A 26,370-nucleotide genomic window follows, 5' to 3' on the forward strand; every position below is an offset into this window, starting at 1 on the left:
TGAAACTATGTTGCTAGAGTACGACGCTTGAAGACCATTTCATAAGCTTCAATGATATCGCCCTCTTGCCAGTCGTTAAACTTCATCGAACCAATACCACATTCATAGCCAGCATTGACTTCCTTAGCATCTTCTTTCATCCGACGCAGAGAGTCTAAATTGCCGTCATACACGACTTGTTGACCCCGATGTACTCTAATGCGACAGTTGCGGACTATCTTGCCAGACTGGACATAACAACCCGCTACCGATCCGCGTCCGACGGGGAAGACCGCTCTAACTTCAGCTTTACCGAGATTCTCTTCGACCTCTTCAGGATCGAGGAGACCTTCCATTGCCCCTTGAATTTCATCTAGCAATTTGTAGATGATATTGTATTGGCGAATATCGACTCCTTCCCGGTCTGCAGCCTGACGAGCACCACTAGCTAAGGTAGTATTGAACCCGATAATTACTGCCCCACTGGCAGCCGCCAGATCGACATCGGTTTCGGTAATTTCTCCTGGGGATGCCAAAAGAATCCGAATCTGAACTTCCTCTTGGGGTAGCTGCTGTAGAGAACCGAGAATTGCCTCCACCGAGCCCTGTACGTCGGCTTTGACGATCAGATTTAGTTCTTTGAGTTCTCCCTCTTGTGCCTGAGCCGAAAGGGTACTGAGGCTGACGCGACGAGAAGACATCGACTGCAAGAGGCGGGTATCTCTCTGTCGAGCGGCTCTTTGCTCGGCTACGGCACGGGCTTCTTTTTCACTGGGGTAGACATCAAATTCATCCCCAGCTTCGGGAACTTCGTTCAAGCCTAAGATTTCTACGGCAAATGAAGGTGTTGCCGCTTCTACCTTACTGCCCCGATCGCCGATCATAGCACGAATTTTACCGAGTACGGATCCGGCCACGAGATTGTCTCCAACTCTCAAGGTACCATTCTGTACGAGGAGAGTGGCAACGGGACCTCTAGTACGGTCGAGATTGGCTTCAATAATCGTTCCTTTAGCAGGGCGATCGGGATTTGCCGACAGTTCTTCTACTTCCGAGACCAGCAAAATCATCTCTAATAATTCATCGAGATTTTCCCCTTTAAGGGCACTGACGGGAACCATCGGTGTCGAACCGCCCCAATCTTCAGGAACTAAATCGAATTCGGTTAATTCTTGCTTGATGCGATCGGGATTGGCTGCTGGTTTATCGATTTTGTTAATCGCTACGATTATCGGAACTTCTGCCGCTTTAGCGTGACTGATTGCTTCTTTAGTTTGCGGCTGTACCCCATCATCGGCAGCTACTACTAAAACAGCGATGTCTGTAACCCTAGTTCCTCTTGCACGCATTGCCGTAAAGGCTTCGTGACCTGGTGTATCTAGGAAAACGATTTGCTGCTGAGAACCTTCGTGGTCGATATCGACGTGATAAGCACCGATATGTTGAGTGATGCCTCCGGCTTCTCCCTGAGCGACCTTACTTTTTCTAATCGAATCTAGCAAGGTAGTTTTACCATGGTCGACGTGACCCATAATTGTCACTACGGGAGGACGAAGCTGAAGATTTTCTAAATCGTCAACATCGAGCATTTCAGTTTCTTTAGCTGCTGCCGACCGCTCTTCTGGAGTTTCTACATTAACCCCCAATTCTTCTGCTACCAAACGTGCCGTATCTATATCCAAAGTCTGAGTAATATTAACCGCAATTCCTTTGAAGAAGAGATTTTTGATAATCTCAGTCTCTGGAGTATTTAAACGTTCGGATAGGTCGCGGATTGTTAGATTATCCGTAAGAGTAATCGTCTCAGGCATGGTCTGAACTTCTTTACGGGTTTGTTTTTCGACTTTAGGACTTTTATCCGTGGTTTTTGGGGTGGGTTTTTTGGGTTTTTTGCTAGTGCTAGCTGCAGGAGCTTTTTGTTGTAAAGACTCTGGTTTGGGAGGACGCGCCGTAGATATACTTACTGCGGTACCGATGGGAGCGGCATTGAGATCGGTATCAAAATCATCTTCATCGTCGTCGATGATTGGCTTGGGTCGGCGTTTGCTTTTACCAGCTTTCGATTTTTTAGACTGCTCATCTTCATCCTCGTCTACCCAATCTCGAGTTTTTCTTGGGGGTGCTGGCCGCTTGAGCTTAGTTTTCTTGGCTTCTGTTTTACTGATTAATTCGTCTTTATCGGTATCTCCTAAGACATCTAGAGCCTCGTTTTCTGGTTCTTCCTCTAATAAGGCTTTTTCTTCTTCTACTGGTGGTTTGCCAGGAGTTTTGAGTTTGGGTGGTTTTTGCAGTTTGGGTAGAGGTGGAGAAGAGGTTTCATTCTTGTCTGCTGATTCAGTTTTGGCTCTTGGTGCTTCTAGATTATCTACATCGGGACTTTTTTCGACTTTGACGGGTTTTGTCGATGGTCGAACCGAAGTTTCTTTGGTAGGAGCTTTAGGTTGTGGTCTGGGAGGTGGACCTACCAGTTTTACGGGCGACCGCTCTTCGGCTTCAGCAGCAGGTTTTTCAGTGGCTGCTTGAGATTGTGGTGGCTCTTTGAGCTGAGGGGGGTTTGCCAATGCAGCAGCCTGAGTCGCTCGTTCTCGGTCTGCCGTTTGGTTTTCTGTGGTTTTAGCTTTTGGTGGTGTCGGTAGCTTGGGAGGAGACACCAACTGTGGGGATGCCGACTCGCCCTTTTTAGCTTGAAAAGCAGACTCAGAGGAATTCTGTTTGTGATGAACCGCTAAAACCTGCTGTTTGCGTTTGACTTTGGGCTTTCTAAGTTTGTTTTCTTTAGTTTTGCTGCTACTGCCATTGCTGCCATTGGCTTTTTCGGCAGGAGTATATTTCACTGCTGCGCTTTTAACTCTGTCTGCTTGTGCTGCAGTGATCGTGCTGCTATGGCTTTTGACTGCAATATTAAGTTGCTCGCAAATGTCTTTGATGTCTTTGTTATCCAAATTCAATTCTTTTGATAGTTCGTATATTCTAATTTTGCCGTTGTTCATCCACTATGCCCCTAATTGGTTTTCGATCGCCGTTTGTTTACATCATTTGCTTTTTCCTGTTTCTGTTGGTTATTAGCAAAGTTTGCTGTTCGCTGGAGAAAGCCTACGCTTTCTAACCACAAAGTATCGATTTGCTGTTTGGCAATTCCTTACATATCTATTTTAGAAAAAAATACCGTATTATTTGGAAAATTTTGAGTTCGAAGTTAAAAAGCTAGTTATTTATTTACCAATTTTTTGCTCTTTCTAAATCCGCTCGATTTTGTCTAGTCAGAGTTTGGCAAGTTCCCATACTACCACACTCATTTAAAATACACTTTTAAATTGCTAGAAACATTTTAATCTTTCGCTCTCGAGCAATTAAGTTTTAATTTAAACTGCTAGTTCGCTTGGTTCTGGGAAGCTATACGAACGAGCAAGCGTTCTTGTAAACTTTGAGAGATTTGTGGGGAGATTTTGGTACGTAGCGCTCGCGCCAAACGATGTTTGCTAAAGGCTTGGCGCACGCAGGTTTCTTGCGGACAAATGTAAGCCGAGCGTCCCATGCCTCGATCTAATTGAATATCGTAGCTTGGATGTAGTCTAACTATTCGTAGCAAAGATTGTTTGGGTGCTATTCGACGACAGCTAATACAGCACCGATAGTTGGGTTGCATCGCTAGTTTTTGCTCTAGTCTCTAGGACACGATCGCGCTAAACGCCAGTTTCTTAGGTTTCGGAAATTTCCTCAAGTTCTACTTCTTCCGGTTCCTCTTCAATTGCTTCGATTTTTGCGGCTTGCTCTTGCTCTTGCTCATACTTGGCAATATCTTTAATATCGATTTTCCAGCCAGTAAGACGGGCCGCCAAACGCACATTTTGACCTTCTTTGCCAATTGCCAGACTGAGTTGGTCTTCGGCTACTAAGACTAAAGACTGTTTTTCTTCGGGATCTGCCAAAATCACTTTATCTACTCGAGCGGGACTGAGAGAGTTGGCAATGTAGGTAGCAGGATCGGGGGACCAGCGAATCACGTCGATTTTTTCTCCTCGTAGTTCGTTAACCACCGCTTGAATTCGCGAACCCCTAGCACCGATACAGGCTCCTACGGGATCTACATCTCGCTCTAGAGTATCTACGGCTATTTTAGTCCGTACGCCAACGTGACGAGAAGGAGGGTTCGCTTCCCTGGCAACGGCGACAATTCGTACGATTTCTTCTTCAATTTCTGGAACTTCGTTGCTAAACAATTCTACTACTAAACCCGCGGCGGCTCGTGAGACGATTAGCTGAGGACCCCGTGAGGGAGTGTCGCGGACTTTTTTGAGATATACCTTAAAGGTCGTGTTAGAACGATAGGTATCGTTGGGTAACTGTTCGCGCTTGGGTAGTTCTGCCTCTACTTCTGGCTGTCCCAAACCGCTACTAACCGCCACGATCGCCGATTGTCTCTCAAAGCGAACTACTCTTGCCTGTAAAACTGTCTCTTCTAAGTCTTTAAATTCTTCTTGAATCAGCAGACGCTGGCGATCGCGCAATTTTTGTAATAGCACTTGCTTGGTTTGGATTGCTGCCATCCGTCCGAAGTCTTTCTGTTCGGGAGTTACATCGACTACTACCGAATCTCCCACCTGAATCTCGAGATCGTCTACTTGATCCTGTACTTCTTTGAGGGCAATTTCGCGATCGCGGTCTTCTTCGGGGATCTCTTCTTTATCGACAATGATCTTAGTCGTAAGGATTTGAAATCCTTCTTCATCTATATCTAGCTGAACGTTAAAGTTTTCAAAATAATCATCGTCGAATTCGCTCCGACGATTTTTAGAGCGGCGAAAACGCTCGTAACCCTTTAATAAGGCTTCTCGAAGCGCCTCTTGAACTGCACTGTCTGGTAAATTATATCTTTGGCTGATTTCTTCAATGGTGTTTTTCAGACCGGGTAAACTAACTATAGTCATAACTTATACTCCAAATAAATCGTAAAATAATCGGAAAAACCTTTAGGGGTTTACTAGACTTCTGACATGAATCATCATTAAGCACCTTAATATTGGGTAAAAGGGCAACTTTAAGGGAAAAATGGTTTCTCGCAAGAGGTTTACTAGGATACTGACAGCTCAATAGAGAAGTAAATTGCTATCTTCGAGCCGACAAAATCCTATCTTGTTGAAAGCCGCTCGCCAAATAGTCTAGGTGAGCCGAACATCTTGGTTTCATTGCATATAGTGTCTTACGAACCAAGTAGTGTTACTGGTGCTCGCGAAGGAAGAATTGAGATTAGTATCTAGATAGATTCTCGAGGGAAATTGCTCGGAGAATAGTTTTTAAAATTTAAATTGTTTTAGTTCTCATCCCGTAGCTGTACTTTAGCAACCAACTCGCGAGGTATAGCGATCGCTTTTCCTTTTTGATTGAGATAAATTCTCTCTTCATCCCTACCTTGAAGATTACCTTGCCATTCCTTCTGTTGCTTGTAAGGAGCAAAAGTTTTTACCGTTACTGCAAAACCTTTGAAAGCAATAAATTCTCGTTCTGTAGTTAGAGTACGAGAAATTCCAGGACTAGAAACTTCCAGTACGTAAGAACCGGGTATAATTTCGGTCGCATCTAACTTAGCTTCGAGAGCTTTGCTCATTTGCTCGCAGTTTTCTAGGCTAGTATCATCACTAGGATTGCGAACATCGATTCTCAAAATTGGCGGTCTTCTATTGGTTTGAAAAACAGCATCTACTATCTCGAGCTTTAAATCTTTAGCTAAAGGAGTTGCCAGTTCTATAATTTGGGCAATGACAGGATGAGTCACGGTTTATCTATCGGTAGGGAGTAGGGTCGGCGATAAGATCGCCCTAGGCTTTATTTTCAGCCGCGTTTGTTTTTACTTTGTAGATATTTTCAGCAATAAAAAAAGCGGGTCTTTCCCACTGTCGCTCTGCTAATAGTGCCTTCACAGGTAGAGAAATCTGTATTGAGACAAACTCCTCATAGTTAATAATATTACCAATAAATTTCTCTGGTTGCCGAAGGAAACTAAAATTTACTTGCTTCAATCGGTTGGCTAGATGCAGCGTAATCGCCTTCTAATACTGAATACACTTCTATGAAATAGCTTTTTAATCTCTAGGTATTCTCGGGTGCTTGATAAATTGGGGATGAGTTCACTACTTTGTCGAGTATGCCTAAAGAACATATCAATCCAAGTCGTTATTTCCCAGTTTAAAATTTGGTTTTTCTCAAATAGTGACTGCTCGAGGTGGTCGAACAGTTTATTTATCTGGTCAAGAATTATCGAAAATTACACGTGAGTCATAATTTTAATGATTCTCAAGCGAAAGTGGAAAACCCACTATCGGGTGGAATGTCCTGCCAGCGTCCACTGCCTACTGCCTGTAATGCTTCTTTGAGGTCTATATCTCCCATATAAAGAGCACGACCGACGATCGCGCCTTTAACTCCCATCGCTTCTAACGCGAGCAAACTCAAGAGATCGGTGAGGGAACTAACACCACCAGAGGCGATAACGGGAATGTCGATCGCCGCAGTCAATTCTCTCAAAGCGGTTAGATTGGGACCTGAGAGAGTGCCATCTCGCTGAATGTCGGTATAGATTATTGCTGCTATACCTTGGTTTGCCATACGCTGGGCTAATTCGGTGGCGGCAATCTCGGAGGTTTCTAGCCAGCCTTTAGTAGCAACTTTACCGTTACGGGCATCGATCCCGACTACTATCCGACCGGGAAACTCCTGACATAATTCTGTAACTAAATCCGGTCGTTCTACGGCTACCGTGCCGAGAATAATACGTTCTACTCCGAGGTTTAATAACTGAGCTACAGCAGCACGATCTCGTAATCCTCCTCCTACCTGAATGGGAATTGAAACTGCACGAGCGATCGCTTCAATTGCGGCTAAATTAACGAGTTCACCCTGTTTTGCCCCGTCTAAATCGACTACGTGAATTCTGGTTGCTCCTTGCGCTTCCCAATTACGAGCAACTTCGGTTGGGCGATCGCTAAATTGGGCAGCGCGATTGTAGTCGCCTTGATACAAACGAACGCATTTACTATCTAAGAGGTCGATTGCGGGGATTACTTCCATCGATCTGGCTAACAAAATAAGGTTAAAAACTAATTATAGATCGCAGGGGCGATCGCGCTTCAATTGTTTTCTGGTATTACAATTTTTAAAACTTTTATGCCTTGGCAAATGTACAATTAAATTCTAATTATTTAGTTGTATTATTGAATATTAACGACCATATATTTTTACGTTTGATAACTATTTAATTATGACTAAGGAAAGAGGTTGTTTTTTATTAAATTGCCTAATATACATTAATTAATGGATGAGTCGATATCCGATTATGTCCAAATAAACAAGAGAATTTTTGATGACAAAATATTATGAAGTATAGAACGACAATTGCCTCATCCCTAATTGCTTCTGGAATAACGACACTTGTGCTTAAAATACTTCCAGGGGATTCTCTATGGTGGGGGATTTTATTGCTAGCCCTGGGTATTGCCGTTATCTTCGTTAAAAGAAGTGACGAAGTTCCCCCAAATTCTGAGAAATAAATATAACAAAATAGGATATTTTTTTAGTGCGGTAAATAATATGAAATCAAATTGATCTCGCTCCCGCTCCTAGGCAATATCAAATAAATACCGGAAAAAGCAATGCAGGGTAATCGCATCAAAATCTGAGAATGCTTGAATAGCAAGGGTTTTTAATTTTTATGCTTTTATGAACCGATCGCTAAAAACCTTATCTTGTATAGACTTAAAAATTAGATGCGATTACCCTGAAAAGCAATGTGAGACTCATAGATTTCTTTACACGGGGTGTTAATTGTTAATAGTTAATTGTCGTTAAGCAGGCGCTCGGATATTAACCGCCAATCCGTAAAAACGAATATAATTATTTTTCTTAGTCAGCCTTAGTTTCGGTGCGATCGAATTCTTTAACATCTTTGAGAGCAGAAGCCGAACTATTGACTAGGTTTTGAATGACGCTAAAGCTACCGTCTGTTTCTAACACTACCGCATCGGCATCTTCTATGGCGGCAATTCCACTACTGCGTATGGCTGCTAAAACTTCTCCTTCAGCAATTCTTTCTCGCTTGAGAACTCGATCCTGCATTTTTCCTCGATAGACTAATAGTGCGGGTTCGGCTTTGATTAGTTTTTGGATCGCCGAAGAACGTACTGCAATCCAACTAACAACATACTGAAATAACATTAACAAGGCAAATGCTAGAATTCCTATACCAAACTTGTCTTTAGTAGAAATAAGAATGCTGGCTAACACAGAACCAAAGGCAATGGTAACGACAAAGTCAAAAGAATTCCATTTCGATAGAGTGCGTTTGCCGGAAATGCGTAGCATAGCAATAATAGCTATGTATCCAATAGGAGCGAGCAAAATCGTGTTCCATAAGGGATTGAGCTGGTCGAACAAAGTTGTTTTTCCAAGATAAATTGAGTTTACTAATAATGAAAAAGCTGTAACCTACGAAAGCTTCATTTGTGACAATACCTTTTTAAGTGTCCCAATTTCGCGAACCAAGCGCGTCTATCTCAAGAACAGTCAATTTATTTATTAACCATAAGAGGGATAGAAAGAATACTTTGGTATAGATTTTTTCTCCCCAGCGACCTAAAAACTAGCTAATTTATCCAAAGTTCTAATTTATCCAAAGTTGCCGAATTTATATCTGGTAATAGTAGCTTTATGAAGTGCGCTCGGGAGTAAAGTATTGAAAAAGAAATTTATGCCTTTATTGCCTTTAACTTCACAGATGCAGCAGTGGCTTAAAGTAGCGATCGCTAATCCTTGGCTAAAACGATTTATCTTGGTTGGCTATGTTGCTAAAGGAAGTCTGTATTTGCTAATCGGTATATTAGCCATTCGAGCCGTACTAATAAATGAGATAGAAGCAGCCGGAACTTACGATACTCTCGTTACTATTGGACGACAGCCGTGTGGTGGATTGTTGCTTTGCCTCTTAGCAATTGGTTTGATGGGATATGTGCTGCGGCGATTGCTTCAGGCAGTGCTCGACCCGGGACACTTCGATTCTCTTAATCCCAAGCGAATTATACATCGGTTTGGGTACGTCATCAGTGGTTTTAGTTATGCTGGGATTGCCTATTCTGCTCTCAACATAACCTTTGAGTTTGAAGAACACGAAGATACAATCGAGGTTTTAGTCGAGCGAGTGTTCGAGCAACCTCTGGGTGAATGGTTGATTTTCTTGGGTGGAATATTTGTCATCGGTATTGGTCTTTCATTTTTGTATGGTGCATATACAGGTTCTTACATTAGTGAGTTTCGTTCTGCCGATATTTACTATAGATTTGAATGGTGGATTATCGCAATTGGAAAAGTTGGTGTAGCCGCTAGAGGAATTGCTTTTGTTTTAATTGGTATTTTTCTAACTCAATCTGCTCTTTGGGCAAGGATTAATTTGGCAGGAGGACTGCAAAACACATTTCGTACCTTATCGACACGACCTATGGGGTGGTTGTGGTTAGGGTTGATAGGCTTGGGATTTATTTTTTACGGATTGTATCTATTTGTCTCAGTAGGATATCGGCGTTTTACCCTAAGATGAACCCTTTTTGTCTTCCGATAAATTTGTGAGATGGCAGTTCGAGATAATAGTAAATAGTCCTATTAACCATCGACAAAGCAGTAACAGTTGTATTCAAAACATCAGAGGTAATCTATCGTGACCCAACTAAAAAATGCTGTAATCGTCCTGACTGGTGCAGCGGGTGGGTTTGGACGAGAGTTTACCCGACAACTCTTACAGGCTGGTAGTCGTTTGATTTTGACGGATATTGACGAACGGGTACTTGGCGATTGTGTCGAGCGAATACAGCAAGATATCCCTACTGGTGAAATTATTGCCTGTTGGGGGATCGATTTATCTACTTATGAAGGATGTCAAACTCTCTATGACCGCGTCAGATCTTTAAATATATCAATCGATATTTTAATCAATAATGCGGGGATCGCTGTATTCGGACGGATGGATGAAGTTCCAGTAGCTAAATGGGAACAGTTGATGCAGATAAATTTGCTCTCACCGATGCGCTTGAGTTCGCTGTTTGTTGCCGAAGCGATTTCTCGCCGACGGGGACATATTGTTAATATTTCTTCTATGGCGGGTTGGGTAGCACCGCAGGGTTTGGCTCACTACAGTACGAGCAAATTTGGCTTGCGAGGCTTTAGTGAAGGACTATTTAACGACGTAAAAGCCTATAATATCAAGGTTACAGTCGTCTATCCGTTTTTTAGCCGTACCCCCATTTTACAGTCGAAGCGTTACGGCACTCTGGCTCGCAATAACCAAGTGCTTATTGACGATCGCCTGATAAGCGATCCCGCCAAGGTAATCAAAAATACCCTTCGGGCGATCGAGCGCGATCACTTTCAGGTATTTCCCGATAGAACGGGAAGTATTATCCACTTTTTCCAACAGTATTTTCCTCGATTGCTCGACTGGATCGGCGATCGCAGTTAGTTAGATACTAGATCCTAGGCACTAGGCACTAGGTTTTTCAGTGACAATAGGTGAAATAGAGTATGATTAAAGATCGGAATATTGCTGCAACTGCAAGAAAACAATTAATTATCGGTGCTGGCTTTGTCGGCTTGGGTATGGCACAAGCTCTGAAAAAAGCGGGAATCCCTTACGATCAGGTTGATGCCAGCGATAATCTTGGGGGCAACTGGTATCACGGAGTTTACGAAACCGCTCATATTATCTCTTCTCGTAAGGTTACTGAGTTTACTCACTTTCCCATGCCCAAAACCTATCCCGATTTTCCCAGTGCCCGACAGATGTGGGAATATCTCAATGCTTTTGCAGAGAAGTTTAATCTTAAAGAACAGATCGAACTCAACCGCACCGTTAGCTATGTGCGACCGATAGAAAATAATCTCTGGAAAGTAACTTTTACCAATGGCGAACGACGCATTTATAAAGGAGTGATAATGTGTAACGGTCATCACTGGTGCAAGCGGTTTCCAGAGTTTGCAGGCAATTTTAAGGGAGAAATAATTCATTCTAAAGACTATAAAACACCCGAACCACTGCGTGGCAAACGAGTTTTAGTTATCGGTGGGGGAAATTCTGCCTGCGATATTGCCTCAGAAGCAGCGCGTGTAGGAGATAAGAGTGTTTTAAGTCTCCGAGAGTCGGTTTGGTTTTTGCCCAAGTCTTTTGCAGGAGTGCCCCTGGTCGATATAATCCAGGGTTGGATGCCTGAATGGTTGCAGCGTCTTATCGCTTATGGAATTATCCGCCTTACTTTTGGCAAACACCAACGCTATGGTTTACCCGAACCCAATTATCGGATTTTTGAGAAACATCCGACACTAAACAACGAAGTTCCCTATTATATTCAACATGGACGAATTACTGTCAAACCTGCCGTACGCGAGCTAGATGGTTGGTCGGTTGAATTTAGCGATCGCTCTCGACAAGATTTCGATTTAATCGTTTGCGCTACTGGCTATCATGTCGCCTATCCTTTCTTACCTCCAGAACTACAACGAGTCAAAGGTGCGATCGTTCAGTGTTATGGCAGCTCTTTTTTAGCTGACTATAAAGGTTTGGCTTATATTGGTTGGGGACAGGCAAGAGGGGGAGTCGGTTCTCTAATTTCCGCCTATGCACCAGTATTTGCTCGCCTACTGAAGTTGCAGGATGAGATTAATATTCCTCTGGGCTTGGTATTTAAAGAAATGGGTCAATCTCTACCCAAAACTCATCTCAGCGATCCCCATCAGACATTTAGGCAGTTAAAGTTACTTAATTTGTTTTTTGGTTTCTTAGTTAAAAAAGCCCATCAAATCGAGCGACGATATCCCCAATTTCAAAATCAGCCCCTTGCTGCCCCAAAAAGCGATCGCCAAGAACGAGAAAATGAGCTTACTGAATTTAAAAATAAAGAGTTATTTTCTAGATAGTTACTAAATACAAAAAGAAAATAGAACTCGAATCAAAATAGTTACAGTAGAATCAACGAGATTGCTATTACCGTTTAACCATGATTCAAGCTAAACCTCGGTTTCAAAGCTTTGAAGAATATCTGTCCTATGATGATGGCACCAATAAGCTGTATGAACTATTTAATGGAGAGTTAGTTGAAGTGCCACCAGAGTCGGGAAAAAACGTACAAATTGCCAACCGTCTTTTTCTAACTTTTGCTCTCTTGCTTGGTACTGATAGAGTTCGAGGACAAGGTTTAGAATTGGAAGTAAATGGAGAACCGAGAAATCGCTATCCCGATCTTACTATTCTGCGAGAAGAACATATCGAGCAGTTAGCAAAGCGCAATACGCTTCGTTTAAATATGTCTCCTCCTTTACTAATAATTGAAGTAGTTGGTCCTGGTTAATTGCAGCGAAATCGAGATTATATTGCTAAACGAATACAATACCAAGATTGTGGTGTTGTTGAATACTGGATTGTCGATCCCGAACCTCAAACAATATTAGTATTGGAACTTAGAGATAATAGATACACAGAAATAGGTGGCTTTTCTGGTGAAGAGCAAATATTTTCCTCACAGTTTGGAGAACTAAACTTGACAGCAGCACAAATTTTTGACTCGGTTCAATAAACTATCAAACTATACTCCCAGATTTAACACTCATCTCAACTCATTCAACCAAAAAAATACATTTATTAGCACTATAATTTCTTCGTGGCGATCACCTAACTTTTGCTTCCTGAGCAACGATTTTGTTTTAAAGCCTCAATCTTTGTCGAGATTGAGACGTTTAATCAGCCAGTAACTGACTGCCAAAGCTAAAATAGCAATCCCTAAAGCAGCGAGTTCGGTACTAGAATATTTTTGAAAGTCAAAGATTATAATTTTACGGGCGATCGCGATCAAAGAAGTAACGATTACTAGCTCTACTTGAACGATATGTTTTTTGAGGTACGCGGTAGTATTTTCTAATAATTCTAGGGCGATTAGAATATTTAAAAATAAGCCAAATAGTTCGATTAGGCTTTCAGTATAAAAGCCCATCGGATCTTGAATAACGTCTTTGGCTAAAACTACAATTAAGTCAAAAGTAGCTACCAAAATTACTACCGACAATGCTAAAGACAAAACTTTAGCAACAATATTTTCAATCCCTTGGAGTAGATTGAGAATACTTTTATCTTTACCAATTGCTTCAATTATTTTTTTAAGTCTGGTTTTCGACTCTGTCATAGTTAAGCTTATTATAAGCCGTTGTTTTTGCTTCACAATTTACCATAAAAAAATTGACGATCGACAAGAAGTTTTTGCGATCGCCAGTATTAAGTTTAAATTTTAACAGATTAATTAGCTGAAAAAATACCTTACTTTAATTAAATATCATTATCGAGCAATTTAACTAAAATAATTTATTTGACCGAAGTTTCTGGCTGTTTGATTTCCGCGTTTGCAGAGTTATAGCTTTTCTCTAAAAGCATAATTCGTTTGGCTTGAATAGAGAGAGCCGTATTATCCAACCAGTTAACGATTAGAGCATCGGTGGAAAATAAACCCGCACCGTTAATTAAAAAGAAGAGAAAACTAGCGGCGTAGATTGCCGATAACTCTAAATAAGGGATGCTCAAACCAGCTACAGATACATGATGGTACATAGCTACGCACATAGTACAAAATAAACCTAAAGCCGCAGGTCTAGTAAATAAACCAATTGCAACTAGAGGTGCGCCAATCAACTCTGTGTAGGCAGCAACGTAACTGAGGAAAATCGGAAAAGGCAAGCCGAGGTAAGCTACGTAAGCTTGGGCAAAACCTTCAATATCTGATAGTTTATCCAAACCGTTGTGAACCATCATGATGCCGATAATGGCTCGCAAAATTGCCCAGGTTGTTTGATTCCAAAAATTGGGATCGGTATTTGGTCTAAATATTTTGGTGATCGGTGAATTAGTACTCATGAAATATTGATGTATGACTTCAAGTATTAGAGATGAATTGCGTAAATAAAGAGCAAAATAAATTATGTAGTGTCGCGATCGCTCTTTGCTAATTGAGATGAGACGCAATTTAGAAAGATTGCTTATCATCGACCGCGTCATAAATTACAATCTCTTAATTAAAATTTAGCGCACTTTTGCTAAGAAAGGTAACAATTTATTAAATAAATTCTCATTTTTTTGATAGTCGCCGCCAAAAACTCGAGCCTCCGAGCGATCGCAACTACTATAGTTTCCTCCAAGCGATAGCCTTGGGCTAGATCTTCGATTCATCGTGTCCATCCCAGCAGTAAATCTCACTCGATAACCTAGCCTTAACCACCGTAAAGTCTTAAACTTAAGTGTGCAATCAAAATTGAATTTAGAATAATTGGACTGTGCGAAAAATAGTTATTGCTGGGAACTGGAAGATGCACAAAAATCAAGCAGAATCCTTGGCATTTGTGCAAGCATTTAAATCAGAGATTGAAAATACCGATGATAATAAAGGAATCGTCTTGTGTGCGCCTTTTACTTCATTAACCGCAATTTCGAAAAGTCTTCATGGAAGTAAAATCAAGCTGGGAGCGCAAAACATTCATTGGGAAGATGAAGGCGCTTATACCGGAGAGGTATCGGGTGCCATGCTCTCAGAAATTGGCTTAGGTTACGTAATTGTCGGTCATAGCGAACGCCGTCAGTATTTCGGCGACACTGACGAAACGGTTAACCTACGGCTCAAAGCGGCACAGCGTCACGGAATCATACCTATTCTCTGCGTTGGCGAAACTAAAAGTCAAAGAGATGCAGGAGAGACAGAAACCGTGATTATCAATCAAATCAAACAAGGTTTAGTAGAAGTAGACCAAAATAATTTGGTAATTGCCTACGAACCAATTTGGGCAATAGGTTCGGGAGATACTTGCGAAGCTACAGAAGCCAACCGCGTCATTGGTATCATCCGCCAACAGCTAGACAACAAAGATATTCCGATTCAATATGGCGGTTCGGTAAAACCAAATAATATCGACGAAATTATGGCGCAGTCGGAAATTGATGGTGCCTTAGTAGGAGGAGCTAGTTTAGATCCTGCTAATTTTGCTCGCATTGTCAATTATCAGAGCTAGAGGCGATCGCCACTGATAATTTAATATCCATCGCTATACTCTAGCGGTGGATTCTCTATTTAAACGATCGACGACCGGCAACTAACAAGGGGTTCTCGTTATTATTGAGGAAATGAGTTTAAGCTTCTCTGATTCCAATCGCTTTTTCCAAAGCCAATTGTAAGTTTTGAGTCAAACTAGCAACGGCTTGACGGCGGTTAGTTTGGTAAGCATCCCAATAGTCGTCAATAAAAAAGGGTTTTTCCACCGTGAGCTGTACCCATTTCTTACCAAGAGAGGCAGGTTGAACTCGGGATTTTTCTTTGAGTCTGGCAACGGTTTTCCACAACAATAAAATTGTATCGGCAAAACGTTCTGCGGATGGTTTCTCGGCGACATACTGCCCCGTAACGCTCACAAAGCTCTCTACCAAACGCATATGCCAGAGACGTAGTTCTGCTTCCGAGGCGACTAAATCTGCTAAACCCCGTTCGACGGGAGCGAGTGTTTTTAGTTCCGACATATCCAAGCGATAGATGCGATCCCAACCAGCCTGTTCGACGCGCCGACAGCGATCGCTAATATTACCCTTCGATTTTAAGTTAAAAGCTTGCTCGGCAACATTTAAAGCCGCATCGATCAGGGCTTGAAGACGAGTTGGTAATTGAGTGTCTGCCGCCCGATCGATTAAATCTTGTTGATAGAATTTACTATAAAACTCTTCCATTAGGGAAAGTAAGTGTTCTCCCAACTGGTAAAGCCGCTTATAAAGAATGGCTTCCTGTTCGGGTGTCGGCGATACGCCATTAGTTAAATGAATCTCTTTAGCTAACTGAGATTTTAATCCACTATCTACTTCTAGCTGAGACAGTAGCCTCTCCAAAGACTGCCAGGGTTCTACTACAAAACGATAGCGAATTCCCAAAGGTGCGATCGCCACTGCTTCGCTACGTCCTGCCTTGCGTAAATCTTCTTGACACCAAAAAGCAAATTGAGCGATACCGGGTTCTAGAGGGCTGATAATCTCATTATGACCGTTGGTAGTTCCTTCGGGAGCCGCAGCTAGAGGAAACCGCCCGTTGACGAATAAGTTGCGAATCGAGCGCAATCCCTGACGGTCTGCCGTCCCTCGTCGAATAGAAGTCGATCCTAATTTGGGCAGTAGCCAGCCGACTAAATCCCCAGCCCAAAGAGGAATACCGCGATCGTATATAAAGTGAGCGTGTACGGGCGGTTTTAAAGGTTTTCCCTGTCGACGAGCAATCTGGGGAAGTTGATTCCACAGCATTTGAGCAACCGATGGAGGATCGGTAATAGCAGGATGGCGGTAAGCAATTAAAAATCTAGTTTTACCTGCTTGAAACTGACGGTAAAGTTCGATTAGTTCTTCAGCATTTTGCGATCGCACTTCAGCAATATTGTAGCTAGCTCGCAACCAAGCAGAAATAATAATTCGCGAGATTTGCCAAACGAGTGGGTTGAAGTCTGGCGGAATAAATTCGAGCGATGGTTGAACTGGCATGACTATAGGCTAGAGTTAATTAACTATTTTTAGGATTGAGTAATTGCGATCGCACCTCAACTCCATACAGTATAGTCAGAGATTACTAGGGAAATGATTGTCTTCATCCTTGACAAAACATAATGTCAACAGAACCTAATGTGTTCGTATTGCAACTCATGCTAATTTCTCTAGGCGATCGCCCAACTTCAATCCTCTTCACATAACTAAACAATCTGATGGGGCGAACTAACCCTAGCCAAATGGTAAGCTAGCAATTGCGCCAAAAATTATATAAATAATTTTAATATGAACGCACTATCATCAACTCCCTTATTATTAAGAGCGGCTCGCGGCGAAGTGTTAGAACGTCCTCCTGTATGGATGATGCGCCAAGCGGGACGCTATATGAAAGCCTATCGGGATCTTAAAGATAAGTATCCTGGGTTTCGGGAACGTTCGGAAAATCCCGACATTGCTATTGAAATATCTTTGCAGCCCTGGCACGCCTTTCAGCCAGACGGGGTAATTATGTTTTCCGATATTCTGACTCCCTTACCAGGTATCGGAATTGATTTTGATATTATTGAAAGCAAAGGTCCTTTGTTCGATACGCCAATTCGCACTCAAGAACAGATCGATCGCCTTCATTCCCTAGATCCAGAAAAGTCTTTACCTTTTATCAAAACCATCTTGCAAAGCTTGCGTTCGGAAGTTGGCAATAAATCTACGGTGTTGGGTTTTGTCGGTTCTCCTTGGACTTTAGCTGCTTATGCCGTTGAAGGTAAGAGTTCTAAGAACTATTCCATTATCAAAGGTATGGCGTTTTCACAACCTCAGATTCTTCATAACTTCCTGAGTAAGCTAGCCGATGCGATCGCCGTCTACGTCCGCTATCAAATCGATTGTGGAGCGCAAGTAGTACAGTTGTTCGATTCTTGGGCGGGTCAATTAAGTCCCCAAGACTACGAAGTATTTGCTTTGCCATATCAGCAACAGGTAGTCCGCCAAGTAAAAGAAACTCATCCCCATACTCCACTAATACTCTACATCAGTGGCAGTGCTGGAGTGTTAGAAAGAATGGGTCAATCGGGAGTCGATATCGTCAGCGTTGACTGGAGTGTAGACATGGCGGAAGCTAGACAGAGATTGGGAAGAGAGATGAAAGTACAGGGCAATATCGATCCGGGAATTTTGTTCGGCACCAAAGAAGTAATTCGCGATCGCATTCTCGATACAATTCGCAAAGCAGGAAAACGCGGTCACATTCTCAATTTAGGACACGGTGTTTTGGTAGGTACCCCCGAAGATAATGTCCGCTTCTTTTTTGAAACTGCCAAGCAAGCGGATAAGCTACAAGAGGTTTCTGTTTTGCCATAGCGCAGATAGTTGACAGGGGAGCTCGAGCGATCGCCCTTGCTAAAATTGACGTGTCTTAATTATTTTCTCAATTGATGAAGCGGATTTTCATTACTGGTGCCAGTGGCTGTATCGGTCACTACATTACTGAAGCGTTAATTCAACAGACCGACCACGAACTATTTTTGCTAGTAAGAAATCCTCAAAAATTACGGTTAAAATATCTAGACCGCTCTAGAGTTCATCTTCTTCGGGGAGATCTCTGCCGTATCGAAGAATACAGCGATCTCCTGCTTAAAGATATTGATTTGGCTATTTTAGCGGCAACCGCTTGGGGAGGAATGGGAGAAACCTACGATATTAACGTAGTCAAAACTCTGGCTTTAATTAATCTCCTCAATCCCAAGATTTGTCAACGAGTTATTTATTTTTCTACTGCTAGTATTTTGGATCGCCAAAATCGATTGTTGCCAGCGGCAAGTCAATTCGGACACGATTATATTCGCACCAAATATCAGTGTTTTGCGCGACTCTCTCAATGCGCGATCGCCGAGCGGATTATTGCCTTGTTTCCTACTTTAGTCTTTGGTGGCGATGGAGATAAGCCTTTTTCACATTTAAGTGCGGGTTTAGCAGATGTAATTAAGTGGATCGATCTAATTCGCTGGTTTCAAGTTGATGGTAGCTTTCATTTTATTCACGCTCGCGACATCGCTCAAATTGTAGTTTTTTTAGTAGATAATCACCAGCGGATTCCCAGTCGATTATCTAAAGACAAATTAGTAAAACGTTTGGTGTTGGGTAATCCTGCTATCAGTGTCGATCAGGCGATCGCGGAGATTTGTAATTATTTAAACAAAGGGATTTATTTACGAATTCCGCTCTACATCTGGCTGGCTAACATCATAATTAAAATTTTCCGCATTCAGATGGATTCTTGGAGTAAATTTTCTTTAGAATATCGCCATTTTACTTATCAAAATCCCATAACCCCCGCTCATTTTGGATTGACTAATTACTGTTCTACTGTCGAAGAACTAATGAAGATTTCAGGAATTTGAAAGAACTTCAATCGAGTTCTGTTCGTAACTAGTTACTGTCAGGACTTACGCACTTCAGCACTCTAAACCTTGATTTACCGTTACTGACTCGCTGCTCAAACAACGAAATTTCATTCAACTGCGTAAGTCCTGACTGTAATACAAAAAAGCATTATTGATGCACGAGCGATCGCCTGGCAGATTGGATTAACTCGTTGCGGCGTAAGAGAATTTTTTCTTCAAACTTACTAGACTTACTTTATTAAGTCTTATTTTAAGCTGATTGAATAATGCAACACAAGTTAACCACTGGGCGCGTCAGCAGTCAATTAACTAAACTGACTTTACCGATGGTCTGGGGTGTATTCGCGATCGTTGCTTTCAACTTGGCAGATACTTATTTTGTCAGCCAGTTGGGAACTAATGAACTAGCAGCAATGAGTTTTACCTTTCCCGTAGTGATGGTATTGGGTAGTATCGCTATGGGTTTGGGAGTAGGGGCATCTTCAGTAATTGCTCGTGCGATCGGAGAGGGCGATCGCCATCACGTAAAGGTTTTAACTACTAATAGTCTGACTTTAGCGCTAGTAGTGGTGGGTATTTTTGTCGCAATTGGACTGGTAACCATTAAACCCCTATTTATTACCTTATTGGGTACCAACGAAGTTGTCTTTCCTTTAGTTAGACAATACATGATTGTCTGGTATTGGGGCATGATTTTTTTAGTTATACCGATGGTAGGTAACAGTGCCATTCGCGCTGCTGGTAATACTTTGATTCCCAGCCTAATTATGACCGTGGCATCTGTGGTCAATATTGCTTTAGATCCCTTATTGATCTTTGGTTTTGGCTGGATTCCCGCTTTAGGATTACAAGGTGCAGCACTAGCAACAGTAATTTCTCGTGCCACTACCCTAGCGGCATCTTTATGGGTCCTGCATTTTTCAGAACGAATGATTCTCTGGCGCATACCAATTGCCCAAACTTGGGGGTGCTGGAAAAAAGTACTTCATGTGGGTTTGCCTGCAGCAGGAACCAGTGCCATAAATCCGATTTCTATTGGTTTTATTACCAGTTTAATCGCGGCTTATGGGGCAGAAACAGTGGCGGGTTTTGGCATCGCTTCAAGAATTGAATCTTTTGCCGTCATTGCTTTAATCGCTCTATCAGCTAGTATTGCTCCATTTGTGGGACAAAATTGGGGGGCACAGAAATACGCTCGCGTCCAAGAAGCATTACGATTGTCGTTTATTTTTTGTCTGATTTGGGGAGTATTCATCGCTATTTTTCTAGGCTTAACTGCACCGCAACTCGCTACGATTTTCGATCGCAATTCCGAAGTTATCGCGACTGCTAGTCTCTATTTACGTTTAGTGCCTATTAGTTATGCTGCTTATGGCGTGATGTTGGTTGCTAGTTCTACTTTTAATGCTTTGGGCAAACCTTTGCCTACGGTAGTATTGACCGTAGCGCGGATGCTAATTATCTACGTTCCTCTAGCTTATCTGGGTAGCCGCTTATTTGGAGTTGTAGGCATTTTTGGTGCGGCTTGTTTGGCAAATGCAGTAGTCGGTATCGTAGCATATCTTTGGAATCAAAGAATCTGCGATCGTCCATAAGCTAAAGAAACGGTATTCGCTACAACTAAGCCAACGCTCTAAGTATTTTAGATTCAGGACTTACGCACTTCAGCGCTCTAAACCTTGATTTACCGTTACTGACTCGCTGCTCAAACAACGAAATTTCATTCAACTGCGTAAGTCCTGAGATTTATTATTAAAGCCAGCGACAAAAAACCAACTGAATATCTACCTCTCTAAAATAGCTTGTGTCAAAACTGAATAGAATCGCCATACAAATATGACTAAAATTACCGATTCTCCATTGCCATTAGATAGCAACCAACCTCAAAATTCTCTGGCGATCGCAGCTACTTTATTGCTAACCAGTACCTTAACCGTAATGTCAGGGGCTACAATCGCGCCATCACTTCCCGCGATGCAAGAGTATTTTGCTAATGTTGAAAATTCCGAGCTTTTAGTTCGTTTAGTCCTAACTATTCCCGCTCTGTTTATTGCTATTGGGGGACTTTTCGCAGGTCAATTAGTCGACCGTTTCGGTCGCAAACCTTTATTAATGGTCGCAACTTTACTATATGGACTAGCGGGAAGTTCTGGATTTATTCTCAATTCTCTTGGGACTATTCTAATCGGTCGCGCTTTGTTGGGATTATCTGTAGCGGGTATTATGACTGCGGCTACTACTCTAGTTGCAGATTATTACCAGGGTCAAAAACGGGCTAGCTTTATGGGCTTGCAAGCCGCCTTTATGGGTCTGGGAGGAGTCTTATTTTTGTCCGTAGGAGGGTTTATTGCCGATCTCAATTGGCGGTTTCCCTTTCTGATTTACTTATCGGCCTGGGGGATATTTGCGGCGATCGTTACAATCCTATACGAACCCAACCGCAAACTAGCTATACTAACTCCAAGCACTTCATCGATGACCGAACCAAGTATGCCCCTTGCGGTACTGGCAATGATTTATAGCGTAGCTTTATTTTATATGGTGGCATTTTATTTAATTCCAGTACAGCTACCGTTCTATTTAAAAGAACTAAATAACGCTAGTGCTGCTGCTAGCGGTTTGGCGATCGCCGCTTCGACTTTAGCTAGTTCGATCGCATCTTTAAGATATGGATTTGTCAAAGAACATATGGGCTATGTCAGTATTGTCGTCTGGGCTTTTGCGATCGCCGCAGTCGGATATTTGGCGATCGCTATTGCGGGTAGCTATAATTTCGTCTTACTCGGTTTGATTGTTGCTGGTTTGGGCTTTGGCTTATTGATGCCCAATTTAAATGTCTGGCTGTCTAGTATCGTCCCTGACTCTTTACGAGGTAGAGCTTTGGGCGGACTAACTACTTTCTTTTTTTTGGGACAGTTTCTATCTCCGATTATTTCTCAACCCGTGACAAACTCACTCGGTTTAAGTACGACCTATAGCTTGATGGGGGTTGCTTTGCTAGTCGTAGCTCTAGTCTTTATCGCGTTTAAAAAACGAATCAAATCTTTTTGCCAAAGCTGTTAGGCTGATAGTCATTATCGGTTGAGAGGTTACGCTATCTAAACTAAAGTTAAATTACAAATTTGCGATCGCCAAAGGTAGACTTTCAGAAGCCACACTCGAAGATGAAGCTTATCTAAATTCTGTTGAATTTATCTTAGGTAGCTTAAATAAGAATTAATTATTTTCTCAAAATTAAATTTATGCTCACTTCCACCAAAGAACTTCTAGAGGCAGCCCAAAAACACTCTTACGCGATTGGTGCTTTCAATTTGTATAATCTCGAAGGAGCCAAAGCGGTTGTCAATGCTGCCGAAGCCGAAAAAAGCCCAGCAACGATCCAAATTCTGCCTCACGTACTAGACTATGGCGGTTCTCCCCTGGTTGCGCTATTTTTAGAAGCAGCAGACTCGGCAAAAGTACCGATATCAGTTCACTTAGATCATTGTAGCGATCGCGCCATCATCGAAACTGCCTTAGAAGCAGGGGTAAAATCGGTTTTAGCCGATGGTTCCCAACTTCCCTTTCAAGAAAACCTGGCTTTCACCCGTGAAACGATCGATCTCGCCCACGCTAAAGGTGCAACGGTAGAAGCAGAAGTAGGGAGAATTAGCGGTACAGAAGACGGAATGACTGTTGCCGAAAAAGAAGCCAAAATGACCGACCCACAGCAGGCAAAGGAATTCGTGGCAAAATCGGGGGTAGATTTTCTCGCCGTCACAATCGGCAATGTTCATGGTAAGTATCATGGCGAACCGCAATTAGATTTCGAGCGTCTCGCTAAGATTCGTCAGCAACTCCAGATTCCCTTAGTGTTGCACGGTGCTTCTGGTTTACCGGCTCGAATGATTCAGCAGTCGATTGAATTAGGAGTTTGCAAGTTTAACGTCAATACCGAAGTGCGGAAAAAATATCTCCAGTTTTGGCGAGAGTACGGACGAACAGAATCCGAAAGGGATCTCTTAGATTGCCAAAAAGCGGCAACGGCGGCAATGCAAGAGGTAATTGCCGAAAAAATCAGGTTGTTTGGTAGTGCTGGCAAAGCTTAAGATAGGTATTGGCAGGTTAACCGAACTAGATATGAGAAAATAGGAATATGAAACAAAATCCCTGCGATCTTCACGTTTTTCCCTAGAAATCATCAGCTATGGTCAACTGTGCGTTCGTTGTCTTGATAGCGCTCGAAGATAATGGAAGGTACAAAACAGCGAGCTCGAATAGGATTGAATTATTCTGTTTTCAACAAATAAAGTTTATTGATAATAGTCTCTAATGTATTCCTGTTGAACCCAATCAAGACTTTAAGAGCGCACTTTTGAGGCTGATTCTTCATGAAAATCTTTATCAGACAACAATTCATAATAGTTTTAGAATTACAATTGGCACACGCTCGAACTCGAGGGAAAAATTTTTTTCAACCCCATGACAAATATTCAAATCCTCATAAAATAGGGTCATGATAAATCAGATCGCCCTACCTAAAATTCCCTCCTGTGCTTGGCAAAGACTCATCGGTCAAGGATGGAAAAAACCTTACACCGTACGCTATGCGAGTAATTTAGATGATGGAGCTTGGCACGGAATGCCGCTAGGTGGCTTTGGTGCTGGCTGTATCGGGCGATCGCCGAGGGGAGATTTTAATCTCTGGCATTTAGACGGCGGCGAACACATCTTTAAAACTCTTCCTGCTTGTCAATTTAGCGTTTTCGAGCGGGCAGAGGGAAATCGAGCTCGAGCCTATGCTATGTGTACTGAGGCACCAGAAAATGGATCGTTATCCCGTTGGTCTTGGTATCCTCAAAAGCGAGGAACCTATCACGCTCTCTATCCTCGCAGTTGGTTTGGATACCGAGGTATATTTAAATCGCAGTTAGTCTGCGAGCAGTTTTCGCCAATCTGGGCTGAAAATTATCAGGAAACCAGCTATCCCCTTGCTAACTTTAACTGGACGATCCACAATCCCACAGATAAGCCTATTACCCTCAGTATCATGCTGACCTGGCAGAATACAGTGGGTTGGTTTACCAATGGGATTAAATCCCCAACGGTAAGAGTTAGAGATGATGGCAGTCCCGAATATGAATATCAGCCCAAATGGGGTGACAGTAGGGGAAATTACAACCAGTGGATTCAAGATAACTATCGCGTCGGCTGTTTGTTGAATCGAGTACGACCTGAGGAAGAGATACAGGAAGGCGAAGGACAAATGGCGATCGCTACCGTTGCCAATCCGAGTCTCGAAGTATTTTATCTCGGTCGTTGGAATCCCGATGGTGACGGTGGCGAAGTTTGGGATTATTTTGCCGCCGACGGTTCTTTACCAGATAAACAAAACGAAACCCCTGCATCCCCTGGAGAACAAATTGCTGTGGCGGTCGCCATTCGCTTTACGGTGCGCCCTGGAAAAACCAAGCAAATTCCCTTTATATTGGCTTGGGACTTACCAGTTACGGAGTTTAAACAAGGCGTAAACTATTATCGTCGCTATACAGACTTTTTCGGGCGATCGGGTAACAATGCCTGGAGTATGGTGAGGACCGCTTTAAAACACAATGACTGGTGGCGAGAAAATATAGAAAGCTGGCAAAAACCTATCTTACAGCGCGAAAATCTACCCGACTGGTTCAAAATGGCACTGTTTAACGAACTGTATCTTCTTGCAGACGGTGGTACTCTCTGGACGGCAGCCACAGAAGACGACCCCCTCGGACAGTTTGGCATTTTAGAATGTATGGATTACCGTTGGTATGAAAGTCTAGACGTGCGCTTATACGGCTCTTTTGGTTTGCTAATGCTATGGTCGCGTTTGGAAAAAGCGGTTTTAGAAGCCTTTGCCAGAGCAATTCCTCAAGGTGACGAGACCCCCCGCATCATCGGTTACAACCAGGCTAAAGCGATCAGAAAGGCGACTGGAGCAACTCCCCACGATCTCGGTGCACCTAACGAACATCCCTGGCAAGAAACCAACTACACTTCCTACCAAGACTGCAACCAGTGGAAAGATTTACCGAGCGATTTTGTCTTGCAAGTGTATCGGGATTACGTGCTGACTGGCAGTAAAGACACCAATTTTTTGTGGGAATGTTGGGATAGTATTACTCAAACTCTGGCATATTTAAAAAACTTCGATCGCGACAACGATGGCATCCCCGAAAACTCTGGTGCACCCGATCAAACCTTTGACGACTGGAAACTGAGGGGAATTAGTTCTTACTGCGGTGGTTTGTGGATCGCTGCATTAGAAGCAGCGAAAAAAATTGGCGCAATCTTAATTGCCAATCCTCCCCAAAATTCCAACCTACAACCCGCTAACTTTCCCAAAGCTATTACCGAGAAAATAGATCTTTATACGACATGGTTGCAACAGGCAAGATCTATCTATCACGATGCCCTTTGGAATGGAGAATACTATCGACTAGATACCGAAAGCGGTTCGGATGTAGTAATGGCAGATCAGCTATGCGGACAATTCTATGCTCGCTTGTTGGGTTTACCCGATGTGGTCGAGGAAAAATATACTAAGTCTGCATTAAACAAAATCTATGATGCTTGCTTTCTCAAATTCCACGATGGCAAATTTGGTGCAGCCAACGGGGTTAAACCCGATGGCAGTCCTGTAAACCCCGATGACACACATCCTTTAGAAGTCTGGACGGGTATTAATTTCGGTTTGGCAGCTTTTATGCTGCAAATGGGGATGAAACAAGAAGCATTCAAGCTAACCGAAACCGTAGTCAAACAAATTTACGACAATGGCTTACAGTTCCGTACCCCCGAAGCCATTACTGCCGTCGGCACTTTTCGCGCTTGTCACTATTTAAGAGCAATGGCTATTTGGGGAATTTATGGAGTTTTGACTGAGTTGGATAACACTAGATCGAATATAAGCTTTTGAGATCGCTTTAAAATTAAGACATATATATCAAACAGTATTTAAAATTTATGCGCTATCAAGTCAGATTCAAAAAAGTGAAGAGGGATATGCCGTTTGGTGTCCTGGTTTACCCGGTTGTTGGTCACAAGGCGAGAAGCAGAGACTTTAGAAAATATCAAAGATGAAATTAGAGCTTATTTAGAAACTGTTGAAGAATAAATAAGGATGCAGATGCTCGATATGTAAAATCAGGACGATCGTGCCTAAACTTCCAGGTATTAATCATCAAAGAGCAGTTAAAGCTTTTGAAAAAGCTGGATTTAATATAGTGCGACAAGGCAAACACATTACAATGACGAACAGCGATCGCATTATTGTTATTTCTAGAGCTAATCCTGCAAATGCTTATACAATGGCTGGAATAGTCAAAGATGCAGGTTTGACAATTGAAGAAATTAAAAAACTTATTTATACAGTAGATCTCTTGCATGAATAAATAA

General features: G+C 42.4%; 21 protein-coding genes and 2 pseudogenes. 14 read left to right on the plus strand and 9 right to left on the minus strand.

The annotated features are described in order from the left end of the window. Positions 1-5: 5 nt before the first annotated feature. The 5 genes from infB to hisA form a co-directional block, all read right to left on the minus strand. Positions 6-2,969: a translation initiation factor IF-2 gene (gene infB, locus ACLFKQ_RS05395; RefSeq protein ID WP_448998832.1), complete on the minus strand. Its 2,964-nt coding sequence runs from the start codon at positions 2,967-2,969 to the stop codon at positions 6-8. A gap of 380 nt (positions 2,970-3,349) precedes the next feature. Continuing rightward, positions 3,350-3,625: a YlxR family protein gene (locus ACLFKQ_RS05400; protein ID WP_448998833.1), complete on the minus strand. Its 276-nt coding sequence runs from the start codon at positions 3,623-3,625 to the stop codon at positions 3,350-3,352. A gap of 52 nt (positions 3,626-3,677) precedes the next feature. After that, entirely contained in the window at positions 3,678-4,907 is a 1,230-nt protein-coding gene (gene nusA / locus ACLFKQ_RS05405; RefSeq protein ID WP_448998834.1) for a transcription termination factor NusA, read from the minus strand. Between the two features lie 383 nt (positions 4,908-5,290). Continuing rightward, entirely contained in the window at positions 5,291-5,752 is a 462-nt protein-coding gene (rimP, locus tag ACLFKQ_RS05410; RefSeq protein ID WP_448998835.1) for a ribosome maturation factor RimP, read from the minus strand. Between the two features lie 518 nt (positions 5,753-6,270). After that, positions 6,271-7,044: a 1-(5-phosphoribosyl)-5-[(5-phosphoribosylamino)methylideneamino]imidazole-4-carboxamide isomerase gene (hisA, locus tag ACLFKQ_RS05415; protein ID WP_448999463.1), complete on the minus strand. Its 774-nt coding sequence runs from the start codon at positions 7,042-7,044 to the stop codon at positions 6,271-6,273. A gap of 305 nt (positions 7,045-7,349) precedes the next feature. Between hisA and ACLFKQ_RS05420 the strand changes: the two genes are divergently transcribed. Further along, on the plus strand, positions 7,350-7,523 hold the full coding sequence (locus tag ACLFKQ_RS05420) for a hypothetical protein (RefSeq protein WP_448998836.1): 174 nt from the start codon (positions 7,350-7,352) through the stop codon (positions 7,521-7,523). Between the two features lie 352 nt (positions 7,524-7,875). On the opposite strand, the gene ACLFKQ_RS05425 is transcribed toward ACLFKQ_RS05420, so the two are convergent. Continuing rightward, entirely contained in the window at positions 7,876-8,406 is a 531-nt protein-coding gene (locus ACLFKQ_RS05425; RefSeq protein ID WP_448998837.1) for a DUF421 domain-containing protein, read from the minus strand. A 298-nt stretch (positions 8,407-8,704) separates the two neighbouring features. Between ACLFKQ_RS05425 and ACLFKQ_RS05430 the strand changes: the two genes are divergently transcribed. From ACLFKQ_RS05430 to ACLFKQ_RS05445, 4 genes and pseudogenes are all read left to right on the plus strand, one after another. Then, a complete protein-coding gene (locus tag ACLFKQ_RS05430; RefSeq protein WP_448998838.1) occupies positions 8,705-9,562 on the plus strand; it encodes a DUF1206 domain-containing protein in 858 nt (285 codons plus the stop codon). Between the two features lie 117 nt (positions 9,563-9,679). Further along, a complete protein-coding gene (locus tag ACLFKQ_RS05435; protein ID WP_448998839.1) occupies positions 9,680-10,477 on the plus strand; it encodes an SDR family NAD(P)-dependent oxidoreductase in 798 nt (265 codons plus the stop codon). A gap of 62 nt (positions 10,478-10,539) precedes the next feature. Continuing rightward, the gene (locus ACLFKQ_RS05440) at positions 10,540-11,928 is read left to right on the plus strand and encodes a flavin-containing monooxygenase (protein WP_448998840.1); all 1,389 of its coding nucleotides are present in this window, start codon (positions 10,540-10,542) and stop codon (positions 11,926-11,928) included. A gap of 80 nt (positions 11,929-12,008) precedes the next feature. Beyond that, a pseudogene (locus tag ACLFKQ_RS05445) lies at positions 12,009-12,584 on the plus strand (Uma2 family endonuclease). Between the two features lie 135 nt (positions 12,585-12,719). Here the strand turns inward: ACLFKQ_RS05445 and ACLFKQ_RS05450 are convergent. Both ACLFKQ_RS05450 and ACLFKQ_RS05455 read right to left on the minus strand, forming a co-directional pair. Beyond that, the gene (locus tag ACLFKQ_RS05450) at positions 12,720-13,187 is read right to left on the minus strand and encodes a phosphate-starvation-inducible PsiE family protein (RefSeq protein ID WP_448998841.1); all 468 of its coding nucleotides are present in this window, start codon (positions 13,185-13,187) and stop codon (positions 12,720-12,722) included. 176 nt (positions 13,188-13,363) lie between these two features. Then, the gene (locus ACLFKQ_RS05455; RefSeq protein WP_448998842.1) at positions 13,364-13,909 is read right to left on the minus strand and encodes a DoxX family protein; all 546 of its coding nucleotides are present in this window, start codon (positions 13,907-13,909) and stop codon (positions 13,364-13,366) included. Positions 13,910-14,325: 416 nt separating this feature from the next. On the opposite strand from ACLFKQ_RS05455, the gene tpiA reads away from it, so the two are divergent. Further along, a complete protein-coding gene (tpiA, locus tag ACLFKQ_RS05460) occupies positions 14,326-15,054 on the plus strand; it encodes a triose-phosphate isomerase (protein WP_448998843.1) in 729 nt (242 codons plus the stop codon). A 118-nt stretch (positions 15,055-15,172) separates the two neighbouring features. Here the strand turns inward: tpiA and ACLFKQ_RS05465 are convergent, their stop codons facing one another. Then, positions 15,173-16,555: a 1-acyl-sn-glycerol-3-phosphate acyltransferase gene (locus ACLFKQ_RS05465; RefSeq protein WP_448998844.1), complete on the minus strand. Its 1,383-nt coding sequence runs from the start codon at positions 16,553-16,555 to the stop codon at positions 15,173-15,175. Positions 16,556-16,843: 288 nt separating this feature from the next. Between ACLFKQ_RS05465 and hemE the strand changes: the two genes are divergently transcribed. The 8 genes and pseudogenes from hemE to ACLFKQ_RS05505 all read left to right on the plus strand — a co-directional run bounded on the left by hemE (position 16,844) and on the right by ACLFKQ_RS05505 (position 26,366). Continuing rightward, entirely contained in the window at positions 16,844-17,914 is a 1,071-nt protein-coding gene (gene hemE / locus ACLFKQ_RS05470; RefSeq protein WP_448998845.1) for a uroporphyrinogen decarboxylase, read from the plus strand. Positions 17,915-17,988: 74 nt separating this feature from the next. Further along, a complete protein-coding gene (locus ACLFKQ_RS05475) occupies positions 17,989-18,954 on the plus strand; it encodes an NAD-dependent epimerase/dehydratase family protein (RefSeq protein ID WP_448998846.1) in 966 nt (321 codons plus the stop codon). 269 nt (positions 18,955-19,223) lie between these two features. After that, entirely contained in the window at positions 19,224-20,552 is a 1,329-nt protein-coding gene (locus ACLFKQ_RS05480; RefSeq protein WP_448998847.1) for an MATE family efflux transporter, read from the plus strand. Between the two features lie 241 nt (positions 20,553-20,793). Further along, positions 20,794-22,020 carry an MFS transporter gene (locus tag ACLFKQ_RS05485; RefSeq protein WP_448998848.1) on the plus strand — a complete coding sequence of 409 codons (1,227 nt, stop codon included), beginning with the start codon at positions 20,794-20,796 and terminating at the stop codon, positions 22,018-22,020. Positions 22,021-22,199: 179 nt separating this feature from the next. Continuing rightward, entirely contained in the window at positions 22,200-23,045 is an 846-nt protein-coding gene (locus ACLFKQ_RS05490) for a class II fructose-bisphosphate aldolase (RefSeq protein WP_448998849.1), read from the plus strand. A 407-nt stretch (positions 23,046-23,452) separates the two neighbouring features. Then, positions 23,453-25,891, plus strand: coding sequence for a GH116 family glycosyl hydrolase (locus tag ACLFKQ_RS05495; RefSeq protein WP_448998850.1), 2,439 nt, complete (start codon positions 23,453-23,455; stop codon positions 25,889-25,891). 47 nt (positions 25,892-25,938) lie between these two features. Then, positions 25,939-26,124: pseudogene (locus ACLFKQ_RS05500) on the plus strand (type II toxin-antitoxin system HicB family antitoxin); the annotation flags it as partial. A gap of 5 nt (positions 26,125-26,129) precedes the next feature. Beyond that, on the plus strand, positions 26,130-26,366 hold the full coding sequence (locus tag ACLFKQ_RS05505) for a type II toxin-antitoxin system HicA family toxin (RefSeq protein WP_448998851.1): 237 nt from the start codon (positions 26,130-26,132) through the stop codon (positions 26,364-26,366). The last annotated feature ends 4 nt before the right edge of the window (positions 26,367-26,370 follow it).

The organism is Myxosarcina sp. GI1(2024), assembly GCF_053543375.1.

Coding starts and splice junctions, on each gene's coding strand:
- infB (WP_448998832.1), bottom strand. CDS start 2,969: ATGAACAACGGCAAAATTAGAATATACGAACTATCAAAAGAATTGAAT.
- ACLFKQ_RS05400 (WP_448998833.1), bottom strand. CDS start 3,625: ATGCAACCCAACTATCGGTGCTGTATTAGCTGTCGTCGAATAGCACCC.
- nusA (WP_448998834.1), bottom strand. CDS start 4,907: ATGACTATAGTTAGTTTACCCGGTCTGAAAAACACCATTGAAGAAATC.
- hisA (WP_448999463.1), bottom strand. CDS start 7,044: ATGGAAGTAATCCCCGCAATCGACCTCTTAGATAGTAAATGCGTTCGT.
- ACLFKQ_RS05420 (WP_448998836.1), top strand. CDS start 7,350: ATGAAGTATAGAACGACAATTGCCTCATCCCTAATTGCTTCTGGAATA.
- ACLFKQ_RS05440 (WP_448998840.1), top strand. CDS start 10,540: ATGATTAAAGATCGGAATATTGCTGCAACTGCAAGAAAACAATTAATT.
- ACLFKQ_RS05450 (WP_448998841.1), bottom strand. CDS start 13,187: ATGACAGAGTCGAAAACCAGACTTAAAAAAATAATTGAAGCAATTGGT.
- ACLFKQ_RS05455 (WP_448998842.1), bottom strand. CDS start 13,909: ATGAGTACTAATTCACCGATCACCAAAATATTTAGACCAAATACCGAT.
- ACLFKQ_RS05465 (WP_448998844.1), bottom strand. CDS start 16,555: ATGCCAGTTCAACCATCGCTCGAATTTATTCCGCCAGACTTCAACCCA.
- hemE (WP_448998845.1), top strand. CDS start 16,844: ATGAACGCACTATCATCAACTCCCTTATTATTAAGAGCGGCTCGCGGC.
- ACLFKQ_RS05475 (WP_448998846.1), top strand. CDS start 17,989: ATGAAGCGGATTTTCATTACTGGTGCCAGTGGCTGTATCGGTCACTAC.
- ACLFKQ_RS05480 (WP_448998847.1), top strand. CDS start 19,224: ATGCAACACAAGTTAACCACTGGGCGCGTCAGCAGTCAATTAACTAAA.
- ACLFKQ_RS05485 (WP_448998848.1), top strand. CDS start 20,794: ATGACTAAAATTACCGATTCTCCATTGCCATTAGATAGCAACCAACCT.
- ACLFKQ_RS05490 (WP_448998849.1), top strand. CDS start 22,200: ATGCTCACTTCCACCAAAGAACTTCTAGAGGCAGCCCAAAAACACTCT.
- ACLFKQ_RS05495 (WP_448998850.1), top strand. CDS start 23,453: ATGATAAATCAGATCGCCCTACCTAAAATTCCCTCCTGTGCTTGGCAA.